Here is a 15,334-nt window from a genome sequence, read left to right as displayed (position 1 = left end):
ATGTCTCTAGAGTCTGATCATGGTGAGATTGACGCAATTCGCCCAGGGCGGTGGCTGTGCGTGCAAGATCCCAGCCGGCGAACTGGAGCAGGTGCTGACCGGGTTCGGGGTGACGCCCACCGATCCGCTCGGCGAGCTGGTGGTGGGCCTGGAGACCGGCGACGACGCCGCCGTCGTCAGGATCGAGGGCGGCACGGCGATCGTGAGCACCGCCGACTTCTTCACACCCGTGGTCGACGACCCCTACGACTGGGGGCGGATCGCGGCGGCCAACGCGCTCTCGGACGTGTACGCGATGGGCGGACGGCCCGTGGTGGCGCTCAACCTGCTGTGCTGGCCCAGGGAGCTCCTGCCGTACGAGCTGGCGAGAGAGGTGCTGCGCGGCGGTGCGGAGGTCGCCGCGCAGGCCGGCTGCCACCTGGCGGGCGGGCACAGCGTCACCGACGTCGAACCCAAGTACGGCATGGCCGTCACCGGGCTGGCCGACCCCGGCCTGCTGATGCGCAACGACGCGGGCAAGGCTGGCTCGCCGCTGTCACTGACCAAGCCGCTGGGGCTGGGCGTGCTCAACAACAGGCACAAGGCCACGGGCGAGGTGTTCGCCGAGGCCGTCGACATCATGACGACGCTCAACGCCGAGGCCTCGAAGGCCGCGCTCGACGCGGGCGTGCGCTGCGCCACCGACGTGACCGGGTTCGGACTGCTGGGACACCTGTTCAAGCTGGCCAGGGCATCGGGGGTGAGCGCGGTCGTCGACGCGGCCGCCGTGCCGCTGCTGGCCGGCGCGCGGGAGGCGGTCCGCGACGGGTACGTGCCCGGCGGATCGCGGCGCAACCTGGAGTGGGTGGCCCCGCACCTCGACAGGGGTTCGGCCACGGAGGAGACGCTGCTGCTGCTGGCCGACGCGCAGACCTCCGGCGGGCTGCTCGTCGCCGGCGAGGTCCCGGGCGCGCCGGTGATCGGCGAATTGGTGGAGGCGGGCGACGCCACGATCATGATCCGCTAGGGTGCCGGGTGGAGGCGACCAGGTGCCTGGTGGCCCTCCCGGTCTTCAAAACCGGTGGCGCCGAGCATCTCGGCGCGGCGGGTTCGATTCCCGTCCGCCTCCGCCAGTACCCCTCTCTCCCGTGGAGCGTCGTGAGCATCGACGATCTGCTGCTGCGTACCCGCGCCGGGCTCACGCGGCTGAGCCCCGCGCAGGCCTGGGCGTTGACGCGCGTGGGCGACGGCCTCATCGCCGACACCCGTCCCGAATGGCAGCGGCGCAGGGACGGCGAGGCCCCGGGCGCCATCGTGATCGAGCGCAACCACCTGGAGTGGCGGCTCGACCCGCGCAGCGCGGCCCGCATCCCCGAAGCCGCCTCCAGCAGCGTGACCTGGATCGTGCTGTGCGACGAGGGCTACTCCTCCAGCCTCGCCGCCGCGACCCTGCGCCAGATCGGCCTGTCCAGGGCGACCGACGTGATCGGCGGCTTCCAGGCGTGGATCTCGTTGGGGCTGCCGGTCAGCCGTCCCGCCGTGCCCGTCAGGCCACGAGGGCCGGGCGAGGGCCCGGTGCCCGCGCGGTGAGCCAGTCCCGCAGGCCGCCACCGACCTCCTGGCGAAAGGCCGAGGAAAGGTCGAGGAAAGCCCTCTGTCCCACGATCAGCGACATGAATGCTGATCAGGTTCGCGAAGACGGACCGGATTGACATCCTCCCCCTCGTCAACGACGGGGATTCCCACGGTCGCCCGTGAGGGTTCCTGTTTCACCGCCGGTTGCCCGCCCGAGAGGATCTCGTTGAGGTCTCACACCAGCTCCGCAGGCGTTTTACCTGTCCGCCAGCCCGGCGGCCAAGATGTTGTTCGCCGCGTTCACGTCCCGGTCATGCAGGACGCCACAGGCGCACCGCCACTCTCGGACGTTCAACGGCATGGACTGCTGGATGGTGCCGCAAGACGAGCACAGCTTGCTGGAGGGGAAGAACCGGTCGATCACGACCAGTTCCCGCCCATACCAGCTCGCCTGGACCAGGAGGGACACGAACCAGCGACCGGCCGCGTCCCTCGACACCGTCACCGTGGACGGCTCGCCACCCTCCGGCAGGGGACGCGACCACACGATGTGGAGGGGCGCGTCCATCTTCGCCAGCCTCAGCGCGCCGTCGCGCCAGCGGAACGCCGACCGGGTGTACTCCGCCGAGGCCCGCGCCTTCTTGCGGGACTTGAACGTCGGATACTGGGCGCGCTTGGCGAAGAAGTTGCCGAACGCCGCCTGCAGGTGACGCAGGGCCTGCTGCAAGGGGACGCTGGACACCCGCGACAGGAGGTCGTACTCGCCGCTGCGCTTCCACGCCGTCAGCGCCGCCGACGACTCCTCGTAGGAGACGCGGCGGCCTTCAAGGGTGTAGGCGCGGGTCCGTTCTTCCAGGGCCTTGTTGTAGACGAGACGGACGCAGCCGAACGTCCGGGCAAGCTCTTCGGCCTGCTCGGCAGTCGGGTAGAAGCGGTACTTGTAGGCCCGCTTCACACTCTGCGCCACGCCGCGCATCCTACCGAACGATCAGCCAGGTATCGCGTGTTTGTTCGATTCCATCGATGCGGCCGGCAAACGCCGTTCCGCCCTGGCCGCGCATCGGCTTTTCCTGTCCTGCTCCGCAGGAGTCCGATTCCTCCCCCGCCTGAAGGCGGGGGTTTCCTCGGAGGTCTTTGATGAACCGCGTATCGGTCGGCGTGCTGGGGGCCGTCGGACTGATGCGTGACGGCGTGGTGCTCACGCCGTCCGCGCCACTGCTTCGGGCGCTGCTCGGCCAGCTGGCCGTATCGGCGGGAACGCCGCTACCGTCGGCCGAGCTCATCAGGGTCGTGTGGCAGGACCAACCGCCGCGTGACCCCAAGGGCGCCCTGCATCTGGCCGCCTGCAGGCTGCGCGCCTGGCTGCGCGGAGCGGGAGAGACCCAGGTACGCGTGGTCACCGGGTCCGACGGCTACCACCTCGATCTCGGCGGAGGACGCACCGATCTGGAGCTGTTCCGCAGCGAGGCGAGCAGGTCCGACGCGACCAGTGAGACGCTGACGGCGGCGCTCGGGCTGTGGCGGGGCCGCCCCTTCGACAACGTGCCCGACCGGCGCTCCGACAGCCGCATGATCGAGGCGCTGCTCGCCGAGCAGGACTCGGTCACCAGACGCTCGGCCAGGGCCGCGCTCGACGAGGGGCAGCCGCATCTGGCGATCAGGCTGGTGGAACGGCTGTGCAGGGCCGACTCGCTGGACGAGGAGGCGCACGCCATCCTCATCGAGGCACTGGTCGCCACGGGGCAGCAGGGGGCCGCCGCCGTGACGTTCGACAGGATCAGACGACGGCTGGCGGTGGAGCTCGGCATCGAGCCCGGCACGCTGTTACGCCAGGCCCACCTGCGCTGCCTCACGGGGAGCGACCCTCCGGACACGGTCCAGGGCAGGGGCGGTGGCGCGGGCGAGCCCGGCCGCCAGACGGACGACGGGAACCACGGGGAACACGGGGAGCCCATGGCCGACGTGCCCACGCGGCTGCTGGGCAGGGAGCGCGACCATGCGGGGCTGGCGGCGCTGGTGCGCAACCGGAGGCTGGTCACCGTGATCGGCCCACCGGGGATCGGCAAGTCACGGCTGTGCGCGGAGCTCGCCGTACGGGAGACGGGGCACTTTTCCGGCGGGGTGCGGGTCGCACGGCCGCACGAATCACTGAGCGCCCCCGAGGGCACGGGGCCCGCGTTGCTCATCGCCGACGACTGCGACGAACGGCTCGGCGAGCTCCGGGCGGATGTCGAGCGGCTGATGGCGTCCAGGCCCGACCTAACGGTCGTGATCACGGCCAGGCGCCCGCTCGGACTGTCGGGAGAGGTCATCTGGAGCCTGGGCCCGCTCGACCTGGACGCGGGCGAGCGGTTGCTGCGGGCCAGGGCCGCCGAGGCCGTACCGGGGCTCGCCTTCGGCGCCGACGACCGGCCATGGGTGCAGCGGCTGTGCGCGCTGGCCGACGGGGTGCCCGCCATCATCGAGAGCCTGGCCTCGCTGATGCGTACCTTCCCTCTGAAGGTCCTGGCCGAGCAGGCCGAGCGCGACCTGGGCGCGCTCATCGACGACGTCAACCCCGCGGCCGCCCGGTTCACCGCGGGCCTCGACCAGGTATGGCAGGGGCTGTCGAGCACCCAGCAGATCATGCTGGTCAGGACCGCCGCCTTCCCCGGCGACTTCGGCCTCCACTGCGCCGTGGCCGAGTGCGCGGAGCCGCCGCTGGAGGTGGGAAGCGTGCCCGGAGTGCTCGCGGCGCTCGTCGACCGCGGCTGCGTGCTGCCGTTCGAGAGCGCCATGGGCCGCCGCTACCGACTGCTGGTCCCCGTGCGGGCGATGGTGCTGCGCCGCTTCCGCCGGCCGAGGATGGGCAGGTTCCCGACCGCCCGCCTGCCCGCCCGCGCCCGCTGAGCCCTCCGAACCGGCGGACGAGGAGGTCGTGGGCGCCTTTCCCGTGGTCGGCGCTCAGCCGCCCGACGCGCGGGTGCGGGCGAGGTCGCCGACGCGGCGCAGCCCGGCCTCGTCCAGCGTGCCACCCACCACGATCAGCCGGTCGTCGGTGGCGGTGGCCACCTGGACACCGCCGGCCAGGCGGGCGACGGTGGCGGGCCCGCCCTGGCCGCCCGGCGACTCCACCTCGCCGACGGCGCCGCACTCCGCGTAGAAGCGCTTGAACCGCTGCACGCCCTCGCCGGGCGCCGTGAGAAGCAGTTCCCACACGACGGTCCCGTCGGCGGCGCGGAAGTCCCGCCTGATCGTCTTCTCGGCGCCGGGGGCGATGGCCGTGACACCGCAGGGAACCCTGTCGGCGGGCAGGTCCGCCCACGCCGCCTCGGCGGTGGCGGTCGCCGTCCACTCGCGGCCGCCGCCGAGCTGTCCCGCCTCAAGCAGCAGGGCCTCCCCGTCCGCGGTCGCCGCGGACGGAGAGGTCGTCGCGTCCGGGAACGTCGTCGCGGGCGCGGAGGTCGTCGCGGACGAGGACGTACCGCAGCCGGTCGCGCACAGCGTGGCGACCGCGGCCGCCACGCCCGCGCGACGCATACGTTCCTTCATGAGGCCCTCCTAGAGGATCGTGACGACCAGGGCGAGCAGGAATCCGGCGGCACAGATCTGCCCCATCCGCGACAGCGAGCACAGCATGTCCCTGTCCCACTGGCGAGGGTCGTCGCTGCGCGACCTGAGGTACGGCATGAGCGCCCTCCCCGCGCCGAACCCGATCCCCGCGAGCAGTCCTGCCCCCAGACCGCCGGCCAGCACGACGACGGCCACCAGCAGATGCGGCAGCGCGGTCGGCGTGTAGGTGCGCACGCCGGTGCCCATCTCGAAGCCGAACTGCAGCGGCCCCTCGAACTCGGCCTTCGGGATCACGTCCTGCGGCACGAGTCTGCGGTTCTGCGGCAGGGACAGCGGCCGTCCGATCAGCTCGAACGACATGATGACGGACACGACGGGCAACAGGGTCCACAGGCGTACCGGCTCCGGCACCACGGAGGCGATCCCTGCCACGGCGCCGACGACGGCGCCTGACACCAGGGCGCCGAGCATCAGCCCGGAATTGAAGATCAAAAGCTTGTCTCGCCAGACCGACGAGGTCAGCAGGTCCGCTGAGTTGAGGCTTCAAACCGACCCCGACAGCGAGAAGCCCGCCGTCACGCCCATCAGGATCCACGCGGGCATGTCGAGCGGGAGCGACCAGACCAGGTGTGCCACCGCCAGGGCGGTGGCACACGCGGCCATCCAGGACGAGGCCCTCATCTCAAGGGTTCGGCCAGGAACAGATGCGCAGCACGGTGCTGCCGTCGCAGGTGGCGACGTACCCGTCGGCGCAGCGGTAGGGGGTGCTGCCGAACTTCCACCGCCACGCGTTCCGCTTCGTCATGCCGTTGCCGCACGCCTTGGTGGCGTAGCTGTTCCAGCAGGTGCCGCTGCCGCGCAGGAACCAGCCGTCACCACCGCAGTGCGACTTCGAGTACGGCGCGCCGACGCAGATCTTGGAGTTGTCGTTGTAGCCGCTGAAGTTGTCGTAGCCGGCGCAGTTCGTGTACTCGTTCCCGACCGCCGCCTCCGCCCTGTTGGCCCGGCTCGGGGGTAGCGCCGAGACGATGTTGAGCGCCAGGGCGCCGCCGAGCACGCCGATGGACTTGAACATGGTCCTGCGGGACGGCCTGGCCTTCCTGACGATGGTGGCGCCGGCGTTCTCGTCGTCGTCGGCGTGCGGTACCTGCGACCAGTACTGGTCCACGTCGATGCTCATCTGCTTCCCCTCTGATCGGCGGCGCTCACGCCGAGCATGGTGTCAAGGTCGTCGTCCGAACCGGCCAGCCTGCGCCATTCCTCGACGCCGCCGGCGGTGTACTTCAGCAGGGTGGGGGTGGCGCCGACGGCGATCCTGCCGAGCAGCTCGGCGTCGATCACCGCCTCGACCGGTGTGCCCGCCACCCATTCGGCGCAGCTCAGGGTGGCCGACAGCAGTACCAGGTGGGCGTCGGGGACCGCGTGCGCGACGCGCGCCAGGTGCAGCGCCCGCTCCTCGCAGTTGCCGCACACGGCCGTGACCACGAGCACGTACGTCGGCCGCCCGTCGGCGTCGCCGAACCGCTCGACCACGCGGGGGGTGGTGTGGTCGACGGTGGCGACGGCGGCCTTGATCGTGGCGTTCTGCAGATCCCTGATCATCCTGAGCATCGCCGACAGCGCGAACAGGGCCAGCACGGTGCCGAGGAAGGCGAGCACCGCGAGGGAGTTGACGATGTTCTGCATCGGCCTAGCCCAGTCCGCAGCTGATGGACTCGACCGCGACGACGAACCTGGGGTCCTCGGGCCGCGCGGCGGTGATGGTGGTGGCGGTGGTGTCGTTGACCACCAGGGCGGAGCGGGAGCGCACGCGCCCCCGCTGGTCGGTCTCGTCGATGCGCCACATCTGGCCGCCGCGCACCCGCCTGCCCTCCGTGCCGGGCATGAAGGAGGTGACCTGGGAGGCCGGCGTGACCTGCACCGAGCACAGCTGGTTGATCGTGTTGACCGCCAGCAGGTTGCCGAACTGATGGCCCGACCCCGGGCGCGGCAGCATCGTCAGCCCGTCGGGGGCGTCGCGCACGTCGAACAGCGAGAGCCGGTCCATGAACGTCTCCAGCGGCACGCCGGTGCCGGGGACGAAGATGCCCACCTCGTGGTAAGGCCCGATCCACAGCATGTTGGTGCCGGAGTTCTCCGGGTCCTCGAGGGAGAGGATCCTGCCGCCGTTCCTCGAGGCCTCGCGGACGACGTAGCGGGACCAGTCGCCGCTCTGCTTGGAGATCGACTCCTCGGACCCGGCGGGCGAGACGTTCACCCGGTATCCGCCGTCGGGGCCGTAGAGCCAGACCGCGTAGGCCCACCGGCCGATGAACGGCTGGGGTTCGCCGTCGACGGTCAGCGTGCGGCCGTCAGGTGTGCGTACGTTCACCTTTCCTGCCTTTCGTCAGGTCGGGCGGCGGTCAGCCGCAGTGTCCCCACGGGCTCAGCGACTGGAAGCGCTGGCCGCCTGGCGCGTCGGAGGCGACACCGCCGAACTGGACGCACTTGCCGCCCGCCTGGACGCGCACCGGGCCCGCGTACGTGGTGAAGTCGCCGCCGTCGCGGTGGATGGTGCTGGACCCCTGCACCTGGATCCGCGCCTCGGTGTAGGTGCGCACGCCCAGGTTGGTGTTCTTCCAGGTGACCACGCAGTTGTAGCCGTTGTTGTTGTAGAGCAGGTAGGAGGTCGCCCAGAGTCGGGGGGTCTTGATCGGGACCGAGTCGATGATCCGGTAGCCCGAACCGCACACGCTCTCCGGCGTGGCGGCCGCGGCGACGGTGCCGCCGGCGGCGGAGCCGGTGTCGGCTCCAGCCGGCGCGGCCTGCAGGAGCAGGACGGCGGCGGCCGCGGGTACCAGGGCACGCGAGAAGCTGCTCATGGGGTTCACGTACTTTCCGTCACGGTGGCCGCATCTCGGCCGTCGCCGTTGACGATCTTCCGGAGCGCCCGGACGGGTCAAGATCCCCGAATCGGACTATCAACGCGTGAGCCGACACGGACAGGCGCAGGAAACCGCGCAGAAAGGAATCGGGGGTTCACTTTTCCTCGACGACCACACGCTGTCCTGGGAATCGGGTGCCGATGAACGAAGAGGGGATGCTCGCCGCGCTCGCCCTGCCCGGTGCCCTCCTGCTGCTCTACGCGGCCGCCCGCAGGCTCGTTCGCGGCCCCAGGCTTGCGGGCGTCCTGCGCGCCCACCGGCTCCTGCCGCCCCGGCTGGTACGTCACGCGCTGTGGATGGAGGCCGCCGAGGCGGCCGCCGGCGCCGTCGCCGGAGTCGCGTGGCTGGCGGGAGCCGCTCCGGTGTTCACGGCGGGGGCCGCCGTGACAGGCGCGCTGCAGGCCGCCTTCGCCGGCTACCTCGCGGTGCTGCTGCGCGAGCGCGGCCGGGTGCCGTGCGGCTGCCTCGACGACCACGCTCTCGCCTCGCCCGCCTCGGTGGGACGGGGGCTGGTGCTGGCCTCGGGCGCCCTCCCCGCGGCGCTCGGCCTGGCCGCGCCACCGGCGGCGCCGGGCGAGCGGGTCGTCCTGCTGGCCGGGAGCGTCCTGGTCGTGTTGATCCTGGTCGTGGCCGCGCAGACCATCGACCTGATGGCGTCAGGACCCCGTGGGAGGCGCACTTAGTCTGGCCCGATATTCGTGGACAAATCATCGACAGCGTGTAAACGGGTGAATGCCCAGAATTACATCCTGATCGGATAAGCTCCACGCGTGCTGCCCACTATTGCCGACGTTCTGGCCCTGGAGACCGTTCGCAGGGGCAACCCCCGCGTGGTCGCCGGCGCGGACCGGCTCGACAGCAGGGTGCGGTGGGTGCACGTCGGCGAGATCGCCGACATCGCGCATCTGTTGCGCGGCGGCGAACTGGTGCTCACCACCGGTGTCGCCCTCCCCGAGGATCCCGAGAAGCTGGCCGCCTACATCGGCGAACTGTCGGCCGTGGGCGCGGCCGGCCTGGTCGTGGAGCTGGGCCGCAGGTTCGTGCGCGAGCTGCCACGCGCGGTGGTCAAGGCGGCCGAGGACCATGGCTTCCCGCTGATCGTGCTGGCCAGGGAGACCCCTTTCGTGCAGATCACCGAATCCGTGCACGCCAGGATCATCGACATCCAGTTGGAGGAACTGCGCGCCTCGGAGCAACTGCACGAGGTCTTCACCGAGCTGTCGGTCGAGGGCGCCTCGCCCGCCGAGGTCCTGGCCCAGGTGGCCAGGCTGTCGGGCCGGCCGGTGCTGCTGGAGAACCTCGCCCACCAGGTGCTCGCCTGCGAGTCGGCGGGCCGCGACGCCGGCGTGCTGCTGGCCGGCTGGGAGACCAGATCGCGCGCGGTCGCGCCGCAGGATCGCACCGCCTACGACCCCGCCGCGGGCTGGCTGGTCACCGTCGTCGGCGCGCGCGGCCAGGACTGGGGCAGGCTGATCCTGCTCTGCGACGCCGCGCCAGGCCCTCGCGAGATGGTGCTGGCCGAGCGCGCCGCCACCACGCTGGCGCTGGGCAGGTTACTGGAGCGCCACCAGGAGTCGCTCGAACGGCAGGCCCACGGCACGATCATCACCGGCATCCTCACCCACGCCTACGCCGATCCCGACGAGGCCGCCGCCCGCGCCCGCGCGGTGGGGGTGCCGCTCACCGGGCGCAAGCTCGTCAGCGTCGTCCTGCGCCTCGTCGAGCCCTTCGACCAGGCCATCGACGGCCAGGCCCAGCTCGGCGAGCTCGCCGAGGCCACCGCCGCCGTATGCCGCGACGCCAAGCTGCCCGCGCTCGTGGGCGCGCTCGACCAGGACCGCGTCGGCGTGCTGCTCCCCCTGCCGCCCCGCACCCTGGTCGAGCCCGCGCTGACCGCGCTCGCCGAGCGGCTGCGCGCGCTGTGGAAGCCGGGCTCCACGTTCGTGCTCGCCGCCGGTTCGGCGGTGGAGTCCATCCGCGACGTGCGGCGCAGCTTCCTCGAAGCCGAGCAGGTCGCCGACGTCGCGGTCCGGCAGCCGGACGGCAGGGCCTACTACCGGCTGCCGGACCTGCGCCTGCGCGGCCTGCTCCACCTGCTGCGCGACGACGCCAGGATCCAGACGTTCGCCGAACGCGAGCTCGGCCCCCTGCTCGCCCACGACGCCCAGCGCGGCGGGGACCTCACCCGCATCCTGCGCATCTACCTGGACGCCGGGCGCAACAAGGCGGTGGCCGCCCAGAAGGCGCACCTGTCGCGCCCCGCCTTCTACGACCGTCTCCGCCGGCTCGAGCGCATCCTCGACACCGACCTGGACGACGTCGAATCCTGCCTCTCGCTCCACGTCGCCCTCATGGCCCTCGAATCCTTCCGCAGGGAGAACCGTTGATCCGCGTCATGCACGTCGCCGACGTCCCGCTCGAGCCCGACCCGCTCGACCCCGCTCAGATCGTCTCGGGCACGCCCGTCACCTCGGTGGCCGAACTGGACGAAGGCCGCGGCATCTGGGAGATCACCCCCGGCGTGGTGACCGACGTGGAACGCGACGAGATCTTCGTCGTGCTGTCGGGCCGGGCGACCATCGCCGTCGAGGGGGGCGAGACCGTCGAGGTCGGCCCAGGTGACGTCTGCCTGCTGCCCGAGGGCGCCAAGACCACCTGGACCGTCCACGAGACGCTGCGCAAGGTCTACCAGGCCCACTGATCGCTAGAAGCCCATCGCCTGCCTGACCTCCTCCAGCGTGCGCACGGCCCGCTCCCTCGCGCGCGCGTTCCCCTCACGCAGCACCTGGCGCGCCTCCGCCAGGTCGACCTCGCTCCTGCGCTTGCGGATCGGGCGCAGGAACTCGTTGACCGCCTCGGTCAGCATGCCCTTGAGGCGCGCGGCTCCGCCGTACCCGATCTCCTCGGCGATCTCCTCGGGGGCGCGGCCGAGGCAGAGCCCGGCCAGCGTCAGGAGGTTGGCGACCTCCGGCCTGCTCTCAGGGTCGTAGGTGATGTGGCGGTCGGCGTCGGTCCGCGCCCCGCGGATCAGCGCGGCGGTCTCGTCCTCGCTCGCCTTCAGCGTGATCGCGTTGCCCCGCGACTTGCTCATCTTGCCGCCGTCCAGGCCGTGCAGCAGCGGCGCGTCGCCCATCATGGCCTCGGGTACGGGGAAGACGGGCCCGTAGCGCTCGTTGAACCGGCGCGCGACCAGCCTGGTGACCTCGACGTGCGGCAGCTGGTCCTTGCCGACGGGGACGAGCGTGCCCTTGCAGAACAGGATGTCGGCCGCCTGGTGCACGGGATAGGTGAACATCAGCCCGCTGACCGCGGACTGCGAGCTGTGCGCGATCTCGTCCTTGACCGTCGGGTTCCGCTGGAGCTCGGCCACGCTGACCAGCGACAGGAACGGCAGCAGCAGCTGGTTCAGCTCGGGGATCGCGCTGTGCTGGAAGATCGTCACCTTGCCTGGGTCGATGCCGACCGCGAGGTAGTCGAGGAGGAGATCGTCGATGTTGGCCTGGATCCTGCCCGGCAGATCCCTGTCGATGATCACCTGATAGTCGGCGACCAGCACGAACATCTGATGGATGTCCTGGAGCCTCACCCTGTTCGCCAGGGTGCCGAAATAGTGGCCGAGATGCAGCGGCCCTGTCGGCCTGTCACCTGTCAGCACCGTGTGGTTCATTCTGGGTCCTTTTCGAGAAATGTCCCCAGACGCCACGAAAGGCCGTCCGAGGACGGCCTTTGCGCATGCGGAGGTCAGTGGCCGTCGATCGGCCGCCACCACATGCTGATAGTCATGGACCCCATTATAGGGCGCAAGCCGTACCGGACCCAGATTCCGTACGGCTTGCGCCCGGCTCTCTGTTACCTGCGGTGATCCTGCGTCGCCTCGGCGTGGAGCGTGTCGTCCGCGCAGATGTACATGTCCCACCGGCGGGGACGCGTCACGAACGCGCCGAGGATGAACCCCAGCACCACGCTCGCGATGATCACAAGGAGGATGTTCAGCCCCATGTCGGCTGCCTCTCGGGATGGAGTGCCGCTCGAATCCTTGATACGCGGCCTACCGAAAGGTAACGCCGAGCGGTAGGCCACCGCAGGGGAATCCCGTCATTGTCGTGTCAATTGGATAACTGTCTTCAACGGGTTCGCGTGTTTCGCCCCCTCCCCGTAGTTGATCTCGCCAGGATGGACCGGCTTGTCATCATCCACGGGGAGTTTTCATGTCACGACGCGCCTTCATCGGCCTGGCCGCGGCCGCCGCCCTCACGGTCACCTCGGCGGTGCCCGTCGTCGCGCAGGAGGTGTCGGCGCCCTTTCCCTCGGCGCGGTTCCCCCTCGGCGAACGGGGCATCCCTGCGAAGACGCAGAAGTCCGTGACCAGCGGCATCGACCTCTACACCGTCTCGACAGGCACGGCCAAGGACGGCTACACGGTCACCGTGCTCATGCCGAGCGGCCGCGACTACGGCATGCGCGAAACCGCCGAGGCCAAGGCCGCGGAGGTGGAGGCCGCCGGCCAGACCGCCAGCGTCCAGAAGGTCATCCGCCCCGCGGCGGCCGACGACCCGGCGGAAGAGATCTACATGGTCCGCGTGGGCCTGTGGCCGTTCAAGGACAAGGCCAAGGCTGAAGAGGCCGCCAAGGCTCTGACCGACGCGGGTGTCAAGGCCCGCGCCGACTACCTCGGCGACGACGGCCTGAAGACGACGGGCCCGTGGGAGATGCAGGTCCTGACCATCGACCCGCGCGGCTTCCGCGGCTCCTACGCCGCCAGCCTCGGCGTCAGCGTCGGCAAGCGCGAGACCACCTCGTCGATGGCCAAGGCGCAGAACGCGATCGCCGCCGTCAACGGCGGCTTCTTCAACATCCACACCTCGCCTGCCCTGCGCGGCGAGCCGCTCGGCATCTCCGTCGTTCGCGGCCGCATGCTCAGCGAGGCCGTGCCCGGCCGCTCCGCCCTCGTCCTCAAGGGACGTACGGCCCGCGTCACCGAGCTCAAGAGCACCGTCGTCGCCGTCTCCCAGGACGGCAACCGGCTTGACGTCAACGGCGTCAACCGCCTCCCCGTCGCCGACGAGCTCGTCCTCTACACCGAGGAGTACGGCGTCAAGACCCCCGCCGACGGCGGCGCCGAAGCCGTCCTCGACGCCACGGGCAAGGTCACCGCGCTGCGGCAGGCGGGCGGCGCCGTACCGGCCGGATCACGGGTCCTGCACGGCTCGGGCACCGCGGGCGAATGGCTGTGGGAGCACGCCTGGGAGAACTGGAACGTCAACATCGACACCAAGGTCATCGACGAGCGCACGGGGCGCAGGGTCGTGCTCACCCCTGACGTCAGCATCATCGGCGGCGGCGTGGGGCTCGTCCGCAACGGCCGCATCAGGGTCACGGCCAAGCGTGACGGCCACGACTCGGTCAACATGATCCTGCGCCGGCACCCGCGCACGCTCGCCGGTGTGACCCGTTCCGGCGGCCTCATCCTCGCCACGGTGGACGGGCGCAAGCCGGGCATCACGGTCGGCGCGAACATGATCGAGGCGGCCCAGCTGATGAAGTGGCTGGGCGCGGTCCAGGCGATCAACCTCGACGGCGGCGGGTCGACCGCGATGGTCGTGGGAGGCAAGGTCGTCAACAAGCCGTCCGACGGCGGTGAGCGCGCCGTCGGCGACGCGCTCCTCATCCTCCCCTGATCATCGTCCCCTGACATCGCCGGCCCCGCGCCTCCGTTCGGGAGGCGCGGGGCCGTCTCGGGCGCGGGGGCGCCCCCCGTGGGGGGATCTCCGGGCGGGGCGCATCTGGCGCAGCGCCCGCCGGTCACGCCTGCCCGGGCCGGACTTTCTAGCGCAGGGCCTTCTTCGTGTCGGCGATGAACGCGCCGACATACGGGTGGGCCGGGTACAGCTTCCGCACCAGGTGGAACTTGTCCAGCGCCGCCTCGTACCGTCCGCTGAAATAGTCCTCCAGGCCCGCGCTGTAGACCCGCGACGTCCGTGACCCGCGCGGCTCCACCGCCGCGGCGGCCAGCCGCTTCTTGATGACGCCGACCGGCAGCACGAAACCGGCGTTCTCGGCGAGCCCGCTGTCCATGGTGGCCGCCGCGACCACCATCCCGATCACCCGGCCGTCCGCGCTGAACACGGGTCCGCCGGAGTTGCCGACGTACATCGGAGCCTGCGCCTGCAGATACGGCACGCCCTTCACGCTGGTCCGCCTGACATTGAAGGCGCCCTCGGTCACCGACGGATACAGCCTCGACAGCTCGTCCAGATCCGGGTTGAGCGACAGGATGCCGGGGAACCCGCTGATGTAGAGATTGTCGCCCACCCTCACGTCGTCGTCGCTGCCCAGGGAGACGGTCGGCAGGCCCCGCGCCCCAGCCATCTTCAGCAGTGCGAAGTCGGCACCGGGCCAGTCGCTTCCCTTCGCGACAAGTTCGAGGTTCCGAACGGAGATCTTGCCCTTACCGTCGTGCATCACGACGGCCAGTTCCTTCTTCAGACCCCGCACGCGCATGGCCTTGAGGTCGAAGGCGGTGAACATCTCCTCGGCCAGCTTCGTCATCCCCTCGTCAGGCTGCGCGACATCGGAGACACCCTTGATGAAGTCCTGCACATCACGCTTGGCGATCTTGGCCAGCGCCTTGGTCGCGAACTCCTGCCGCAGCGCCGCCTTGCTCATGCCGGCACAGTGCGCGGCGGTCACCATGTACCCGTCGGGCGTGATCCACCAGCCGGTGCAGATACCGGCGACCACCTCGCCGTCGTCCTTCCTCAGGGCCTTGCCGGGCACGAGGTACTTGCCGACGTTCTTCGCCGCGGCCCTCAGCACCCACTTGATCTGGCTCTGGTGGTCGGCGGGAATCCGGCCCGCCTTCGCGTGCCGCTCGGCCTTGGCGAACAGGCCCTCGAACGCCTTCGTCGCCACCGGCTCGGGGATCGTCAGCGTGGCCGTGTAAGCCATCATGATCTGCTGGACCGCCGGGTTCGTCTCCGCGGCCAGCCTGGTGCCCACCGCGACGTCCTTCGGTTTGGGCTTGGCGAGTGCGCTCCCCTGCAACGCCGTGACGCCGGCCAACGCTATTCCTACCGCTGCCGCCGCTGCCAATGATCTGCGCATTCGTCTCACCCCTCGGTTGTCCTGGGGCGAGCATGCGGTCGGCCACTGGCGGACGGCTTAAAGCCCGGTTTCGACCGCCTTGCGAGCTGCTTCCGCAGGTCGCAAGGGATGTGGCGCAGGAGGCTCCAGATGCGTGACTTCGAGCCGGACTCGAAACGCCTGGAAAACACCGTCAGAAATGCAGAAAGGCCCCGCCGGGC

At 70.7% G+C, this 15,334-nt stretch carries 17 protein-coding genes, 1 tRNA gene and 1 pseudogene; 8 read left to right on the top strand and 11 right to left on the bottom strand.

All coding sequences use genetic code 11. The features are described from left to right. Window positions 1-19: 19 nt before the first annotated feature. From selD to AC3EO4_RS41145, 3 genes are all read left to right on the top strand, one after another. Complete coding sequence (gene selD, locus AC3EO4_RS41155; protein ID WP_379581943.1) at window positions 20-1,006, top strand: selenide, water dikinase SelD; 987 nt, start codon at window positions 20-22, stop codon at window positions 1,004-1,006. A 10-nt stretch (window positions 1,007-1,016) separates the two neighbouring features. After that, window positions 1,017-1,112 (top strand) — tRNA-Sec (locus tag AC3EO4_RS41150). A gap of 25 nt (window positions 1,113-1,137) precedes the next feature. Then, the gene (locus AC3EO4_RS41145) at window positions 1,138-1,569 is read left to right on the top strand and encodes a rhodanese-like domain-containing protein (RefSeq protein WP_379581945.1); all 432 of its coding nucleotides are present in this window, start codon (window positions 1,138-1,140) and stop codon (window positions 1,567-1,569) included. Window positions 1,570-1,644: 75 nt separating this feature from the next. Here AC3EO4_RS41145 and AC3EO4_RS41140 read toward each other — a convergent pair. After that, window positions 1,645-2,530, bottom strand: a pseudogene (locus AC3EO4_RS41140) (RNA-guided endonuclease InsQ/TnpB family protein). 161 nt (window positions 2,531-2,691) lie between these two features. Between AC3EO4_RS41140 and AC3EO4_RS41135 the strand changes: the two are divergent. Continuing rightward, a complete protein-coding gene (locus AC3EO4_RS41135; RefSeq protein ID WP_431900960.1) occupies window positions 2,692-4,443 on the top strand; it encodes an AfsR/SARP family transcriptional regulator in 1,752 nt (583 codons plus the stop codon). Between the two features lie 54 nt (window positions 4,444-4,497). Here the strand turns inward: AC3EO4_RS41135 and AC3EO4_RS41130 are convergent, their stop codons facing one another. The 7 genes from AC3EO4_RS41130 to AC3EO4_RS41100 are packed head-to-tail and all read right to left on the bottom strand — an operon-like array spanning window position 4,498 to window position 7,967. Continuing rightward, a complete protein-coding gene (locus AC3EO4_RS41130) occupies window positions 4,498-5,085 on the bottom strand; it encodes a hypothetical protein (RefSeq protein ID WP_431900958.1) in 588 nt (195 codons plus the stop codon). Between the two features lie 9 nt (window positions 5,086-5,094). Beyond that, window positions 5,095-5,598, bottom strand: a complete 504-nt coding sequence (locus tag AC3EO4_RS41125) for a hypothetical protein (RefSeq protein WP_379581951.1) — start codon at window positions 5,596-5,598, stop codon at window positions 5,095-5,097. A gap of 51 nt (window positions 5,599-5,649) precedes the next feature. After that, window positions 5,650-5,787 (bottom strand): hypothetical protein, encoded by a 138-nt coding sequence (locus tag AC3EO4_RS41120; protein WP_379581953.1) that lies wholly within the window; start codon window positions 5,785-5,787, stop codon window positions 5,650-5,652. Between the two features lies 1 nt (window position 5,788). Then, window positions 5,789-6,286: a hypothetical protein gene (locus AC3EO4_RS41115; protein WP_379581955.1), complete on the bottom strand. Its 498-nt coding sequence runs from the start codon at window positions 6,284-6,286 to the stop codon at window positions 5,789-5,791. Beyond that, window positions 6,283-6,792 (bottom strand): hypothetical protein, encoded by a 510-nt coding sequence (locus tag AC3EO4_RS41110; protein WP_379581957.1) that lies wholly within the window; start codon window positions 6,790-6,792, stop codon window positions 6,283-6,285. Before AC3EO4_RS41110 ends, AC3EO4_RS41115 begins: the two co-directional genes overlap by 4 nt. A gap of 4 nt (window positions 6,793-6,796) precedes the next feature. After that, a complete protein-coding gene (locus tag AC3EO4_RS41105; RefSeq protein WP_379581959.1) occupies window positions 6,797-7,477 on the bottom strand; it encodes a hypothetical protein in 681 nt (226 codons plus the stop codon). Between the two features lie 31 nt (window positions 7,478-7,508). Next, window positions 7,509-7,967 carry a spore-associated protein A gene (locus AC3EO4_RS41100; RefSeq protein ID WP_379581961.1) on the bottom strand — a complete coding sequence of 153 codons (459 nt, stop codon included), beginning with the start codon at window positions 7,965-7,967 and terminating at the stop codon, window positions 7,509-7,511. A gap of 203 nt (window positions 7,968-8,170) precedes the next feature. Between AC3EO4_RS41100 and AC3EO4_RS41095 the strand changes: the two genes are divergently transcribed. The 3 genes from AC3EO4_RS41095 (at window position 8,171) to AC3EO4_RS41085 (ending at window position 10,731) form a co-directional block, all read left to right on the top strand. Beyond that, window positions 8,171-8,713 (top strand): MauE/DoxX family redox-associated membrane protein, encoded by a 543-nt coding sequence (locus AC3EO4_RS41095; RefSeq protein ID WP_379581963.1) that lies wholly within the window; start codon window positions 8,171-8,173, stop codon window positions 8,711-8,713. 87 nt (window positions 8,714-8,800) lie between these two features. Continuing rightward, window positions 8,801-10,417 carry a PucR family transcriptional regulator gene (locus AC3EO4_RS41090; RefSeq protein WP_379581965.1) on the top strand — a complete coding sequence of 539 codons (1,617 nt, stop codon included), beginning with the start codon at window positions 8,801-8,803 and terminating at the stop codon, window positions 10,415-10,417. After that, entirely contained in the window at window positions 10,414-10,731 is a 318-nt protein-coding gene (locus tag AC3EO4_RS41085; protein ID WP_431900954.1) for a cupin domain-containing protein, read from the top strand. Before AC3EO4_RS41090 ends, AC3EO4_RS41085 begins: the two co-directional genes overlap by 4 nt. Before the next feature lie 3 nt (window positions 10,732-10,734). Here AC3EO4_RS41085 and trpS read toward each other — a convergent pair whose 3' ends face one another. Both trpS and AC3EO4_RS41075 read right to left on the bottom strand, forming a co-directional pair. Then, window positions 10,735-11,697 carry a tryptophan--tRNA ligase gene (gene trpS, locus AC3EO4_RS41080; protein WP_379581969.1) on the bottom strand — a complete coding sequence of 321 codons (963 nt, stop codon included), beginning with the start codon at window positions 11,695-11,697 and terminating at the stop codon, window positions 10,735-10,737. Window positions 11,698-11,879: 182 nt separating this feature from the next. Beyond that, window positions 11,880-12,029 carry a hypothetical protein gene (locus AC3EO4_RS41075; RefSeq protein ID WP_379581971.1) on the bottom strand — a complete coding sequence of 50 codons (150 nt, stop codon included), beginning with the start codon at window positions 12,027-12,029 and terminating at the stop codon, window positions 11,880-11,882. 209 nt (window positions 12,030-12,238) lie between these two features. Here AC3EO4_RS41075 and AC3EO4_RS41070 point away from each other — a divergent pair, with 209 nt between their 5' ends. Further along, a complete protein-coding gene (locus tag AC3EO4_RS41070; RefSeq protein WP_379581973.1) occupies window positions 12,239-13,708 on the top strand; it encodes a phosphodiester glycosidase family protein in 1,470 nt (489 codons plus the stop codon). Window positions 13,709-13,856: 148 nt separating this feature from the next. On the opposite strand, the gene AC3EO4_RS41065 is transcribed toward AC3EO4_RS41070, so the two are convergent. After that, a complete protein-coding gene (locus tag AC3EO4_RS41065; RefSeq protein WP_431900952.1) occupies window positions 13,857-15,092 on the bottom strand; it encodes a trypsin-like peptidase domain-containing protein in 1,236 nt (411 codons plus the stop codon). Between the last annotated feature and the right edge of the window lie 242 nt (window positions 15,093-15,334).

It is taken from the genome of Nonomuraea sp. bgisy101 (assembly GCF_057708945.1).
This window is presented reverse-complemented; position numbering and strand designations above follow the sequence as displayed.

Bases quoted from the DNA above. Each gene is read 5' to 3' on its own strand.
- AC3EO4_RS41095 (WP_379581963.1), top strand. From the start codon at position 8,171: ATGAACGAAGAGGGGATGCTCGCCGCGCTCGCCCTGCCCGGTGCCCTC.
- AC3EO4_RS41135 (WP_431900960.1), top strand. From the start codon at position 2,692: ATGAACCGCGTATCGGTCGGCGTGCTGGGGGCCGTCGGACTGATGCGT.
- AC3EO4_RS41070 (WP_379581973.1), top strand. From the start codon at position 12,239: ATGTCACGACGCGCCTTCATCGGCCTGGCCGCGGCCGCCGCCCTCACG.
- AC3EO4_RS41115 (WP_379581955.1), bottom strand. From the start codon at position 6,286: ATGAGCATCGACGTGGACCAGTACTGGTCGCAGGTACCGCACGCCGAC.
- AC3EO4_RS41110 (WP_379581957.1), bottom strand. From the start codon at position 6,792: ATGCAGAACATCGTCAACTCCCTCGCGGTGCTCGCCTTCCTCGGCACC.
- AC3EO4_RS41130 (WP_431900958.1), bottom strand. From the start codon at position 5,085: ATGAAGGAACGTATGCGTCGCGCGGGCGTGGCGGCCGCGGTCGCCACG.
- AC3EO4_RS41075 (WP_379581971.1), bottom strand. From the start codon at position 12,029: ATGGGGCTGAACATCCTCCTTGTGATCATCGCGAGCGTGGTGCTGGGG.
- AC3EO4_RS41120 (WP_379581953.1), bottom strand. From the start codon at position 5,787: ATGAGGGCCTCGTCCTGGATGGCCGCGTGTGCCACCGCCCTGGCGGTG.
- trpS (WP_379581969.1), bottom strand. From the start codon at position 11,697: ATGAACCACACGGTGCTGACAGGTGACAGGCCGACAGGGCCGCTGCAT.
- AC3EO4_RS41100 (WP_379581961.1), bottom strand. From the start codon at position 7,967: ATGAGCAGCTTCTCGCGTGCCCTGGTACCCGCGGCCGCCGCCGTCCTG.
- selD (WP_379581943.1), top strand. From the start codon at position 20: ATGGTGAGATTGACGCAATTCGCCCAGGGCGGTGGCTGTGCGTGCAAG.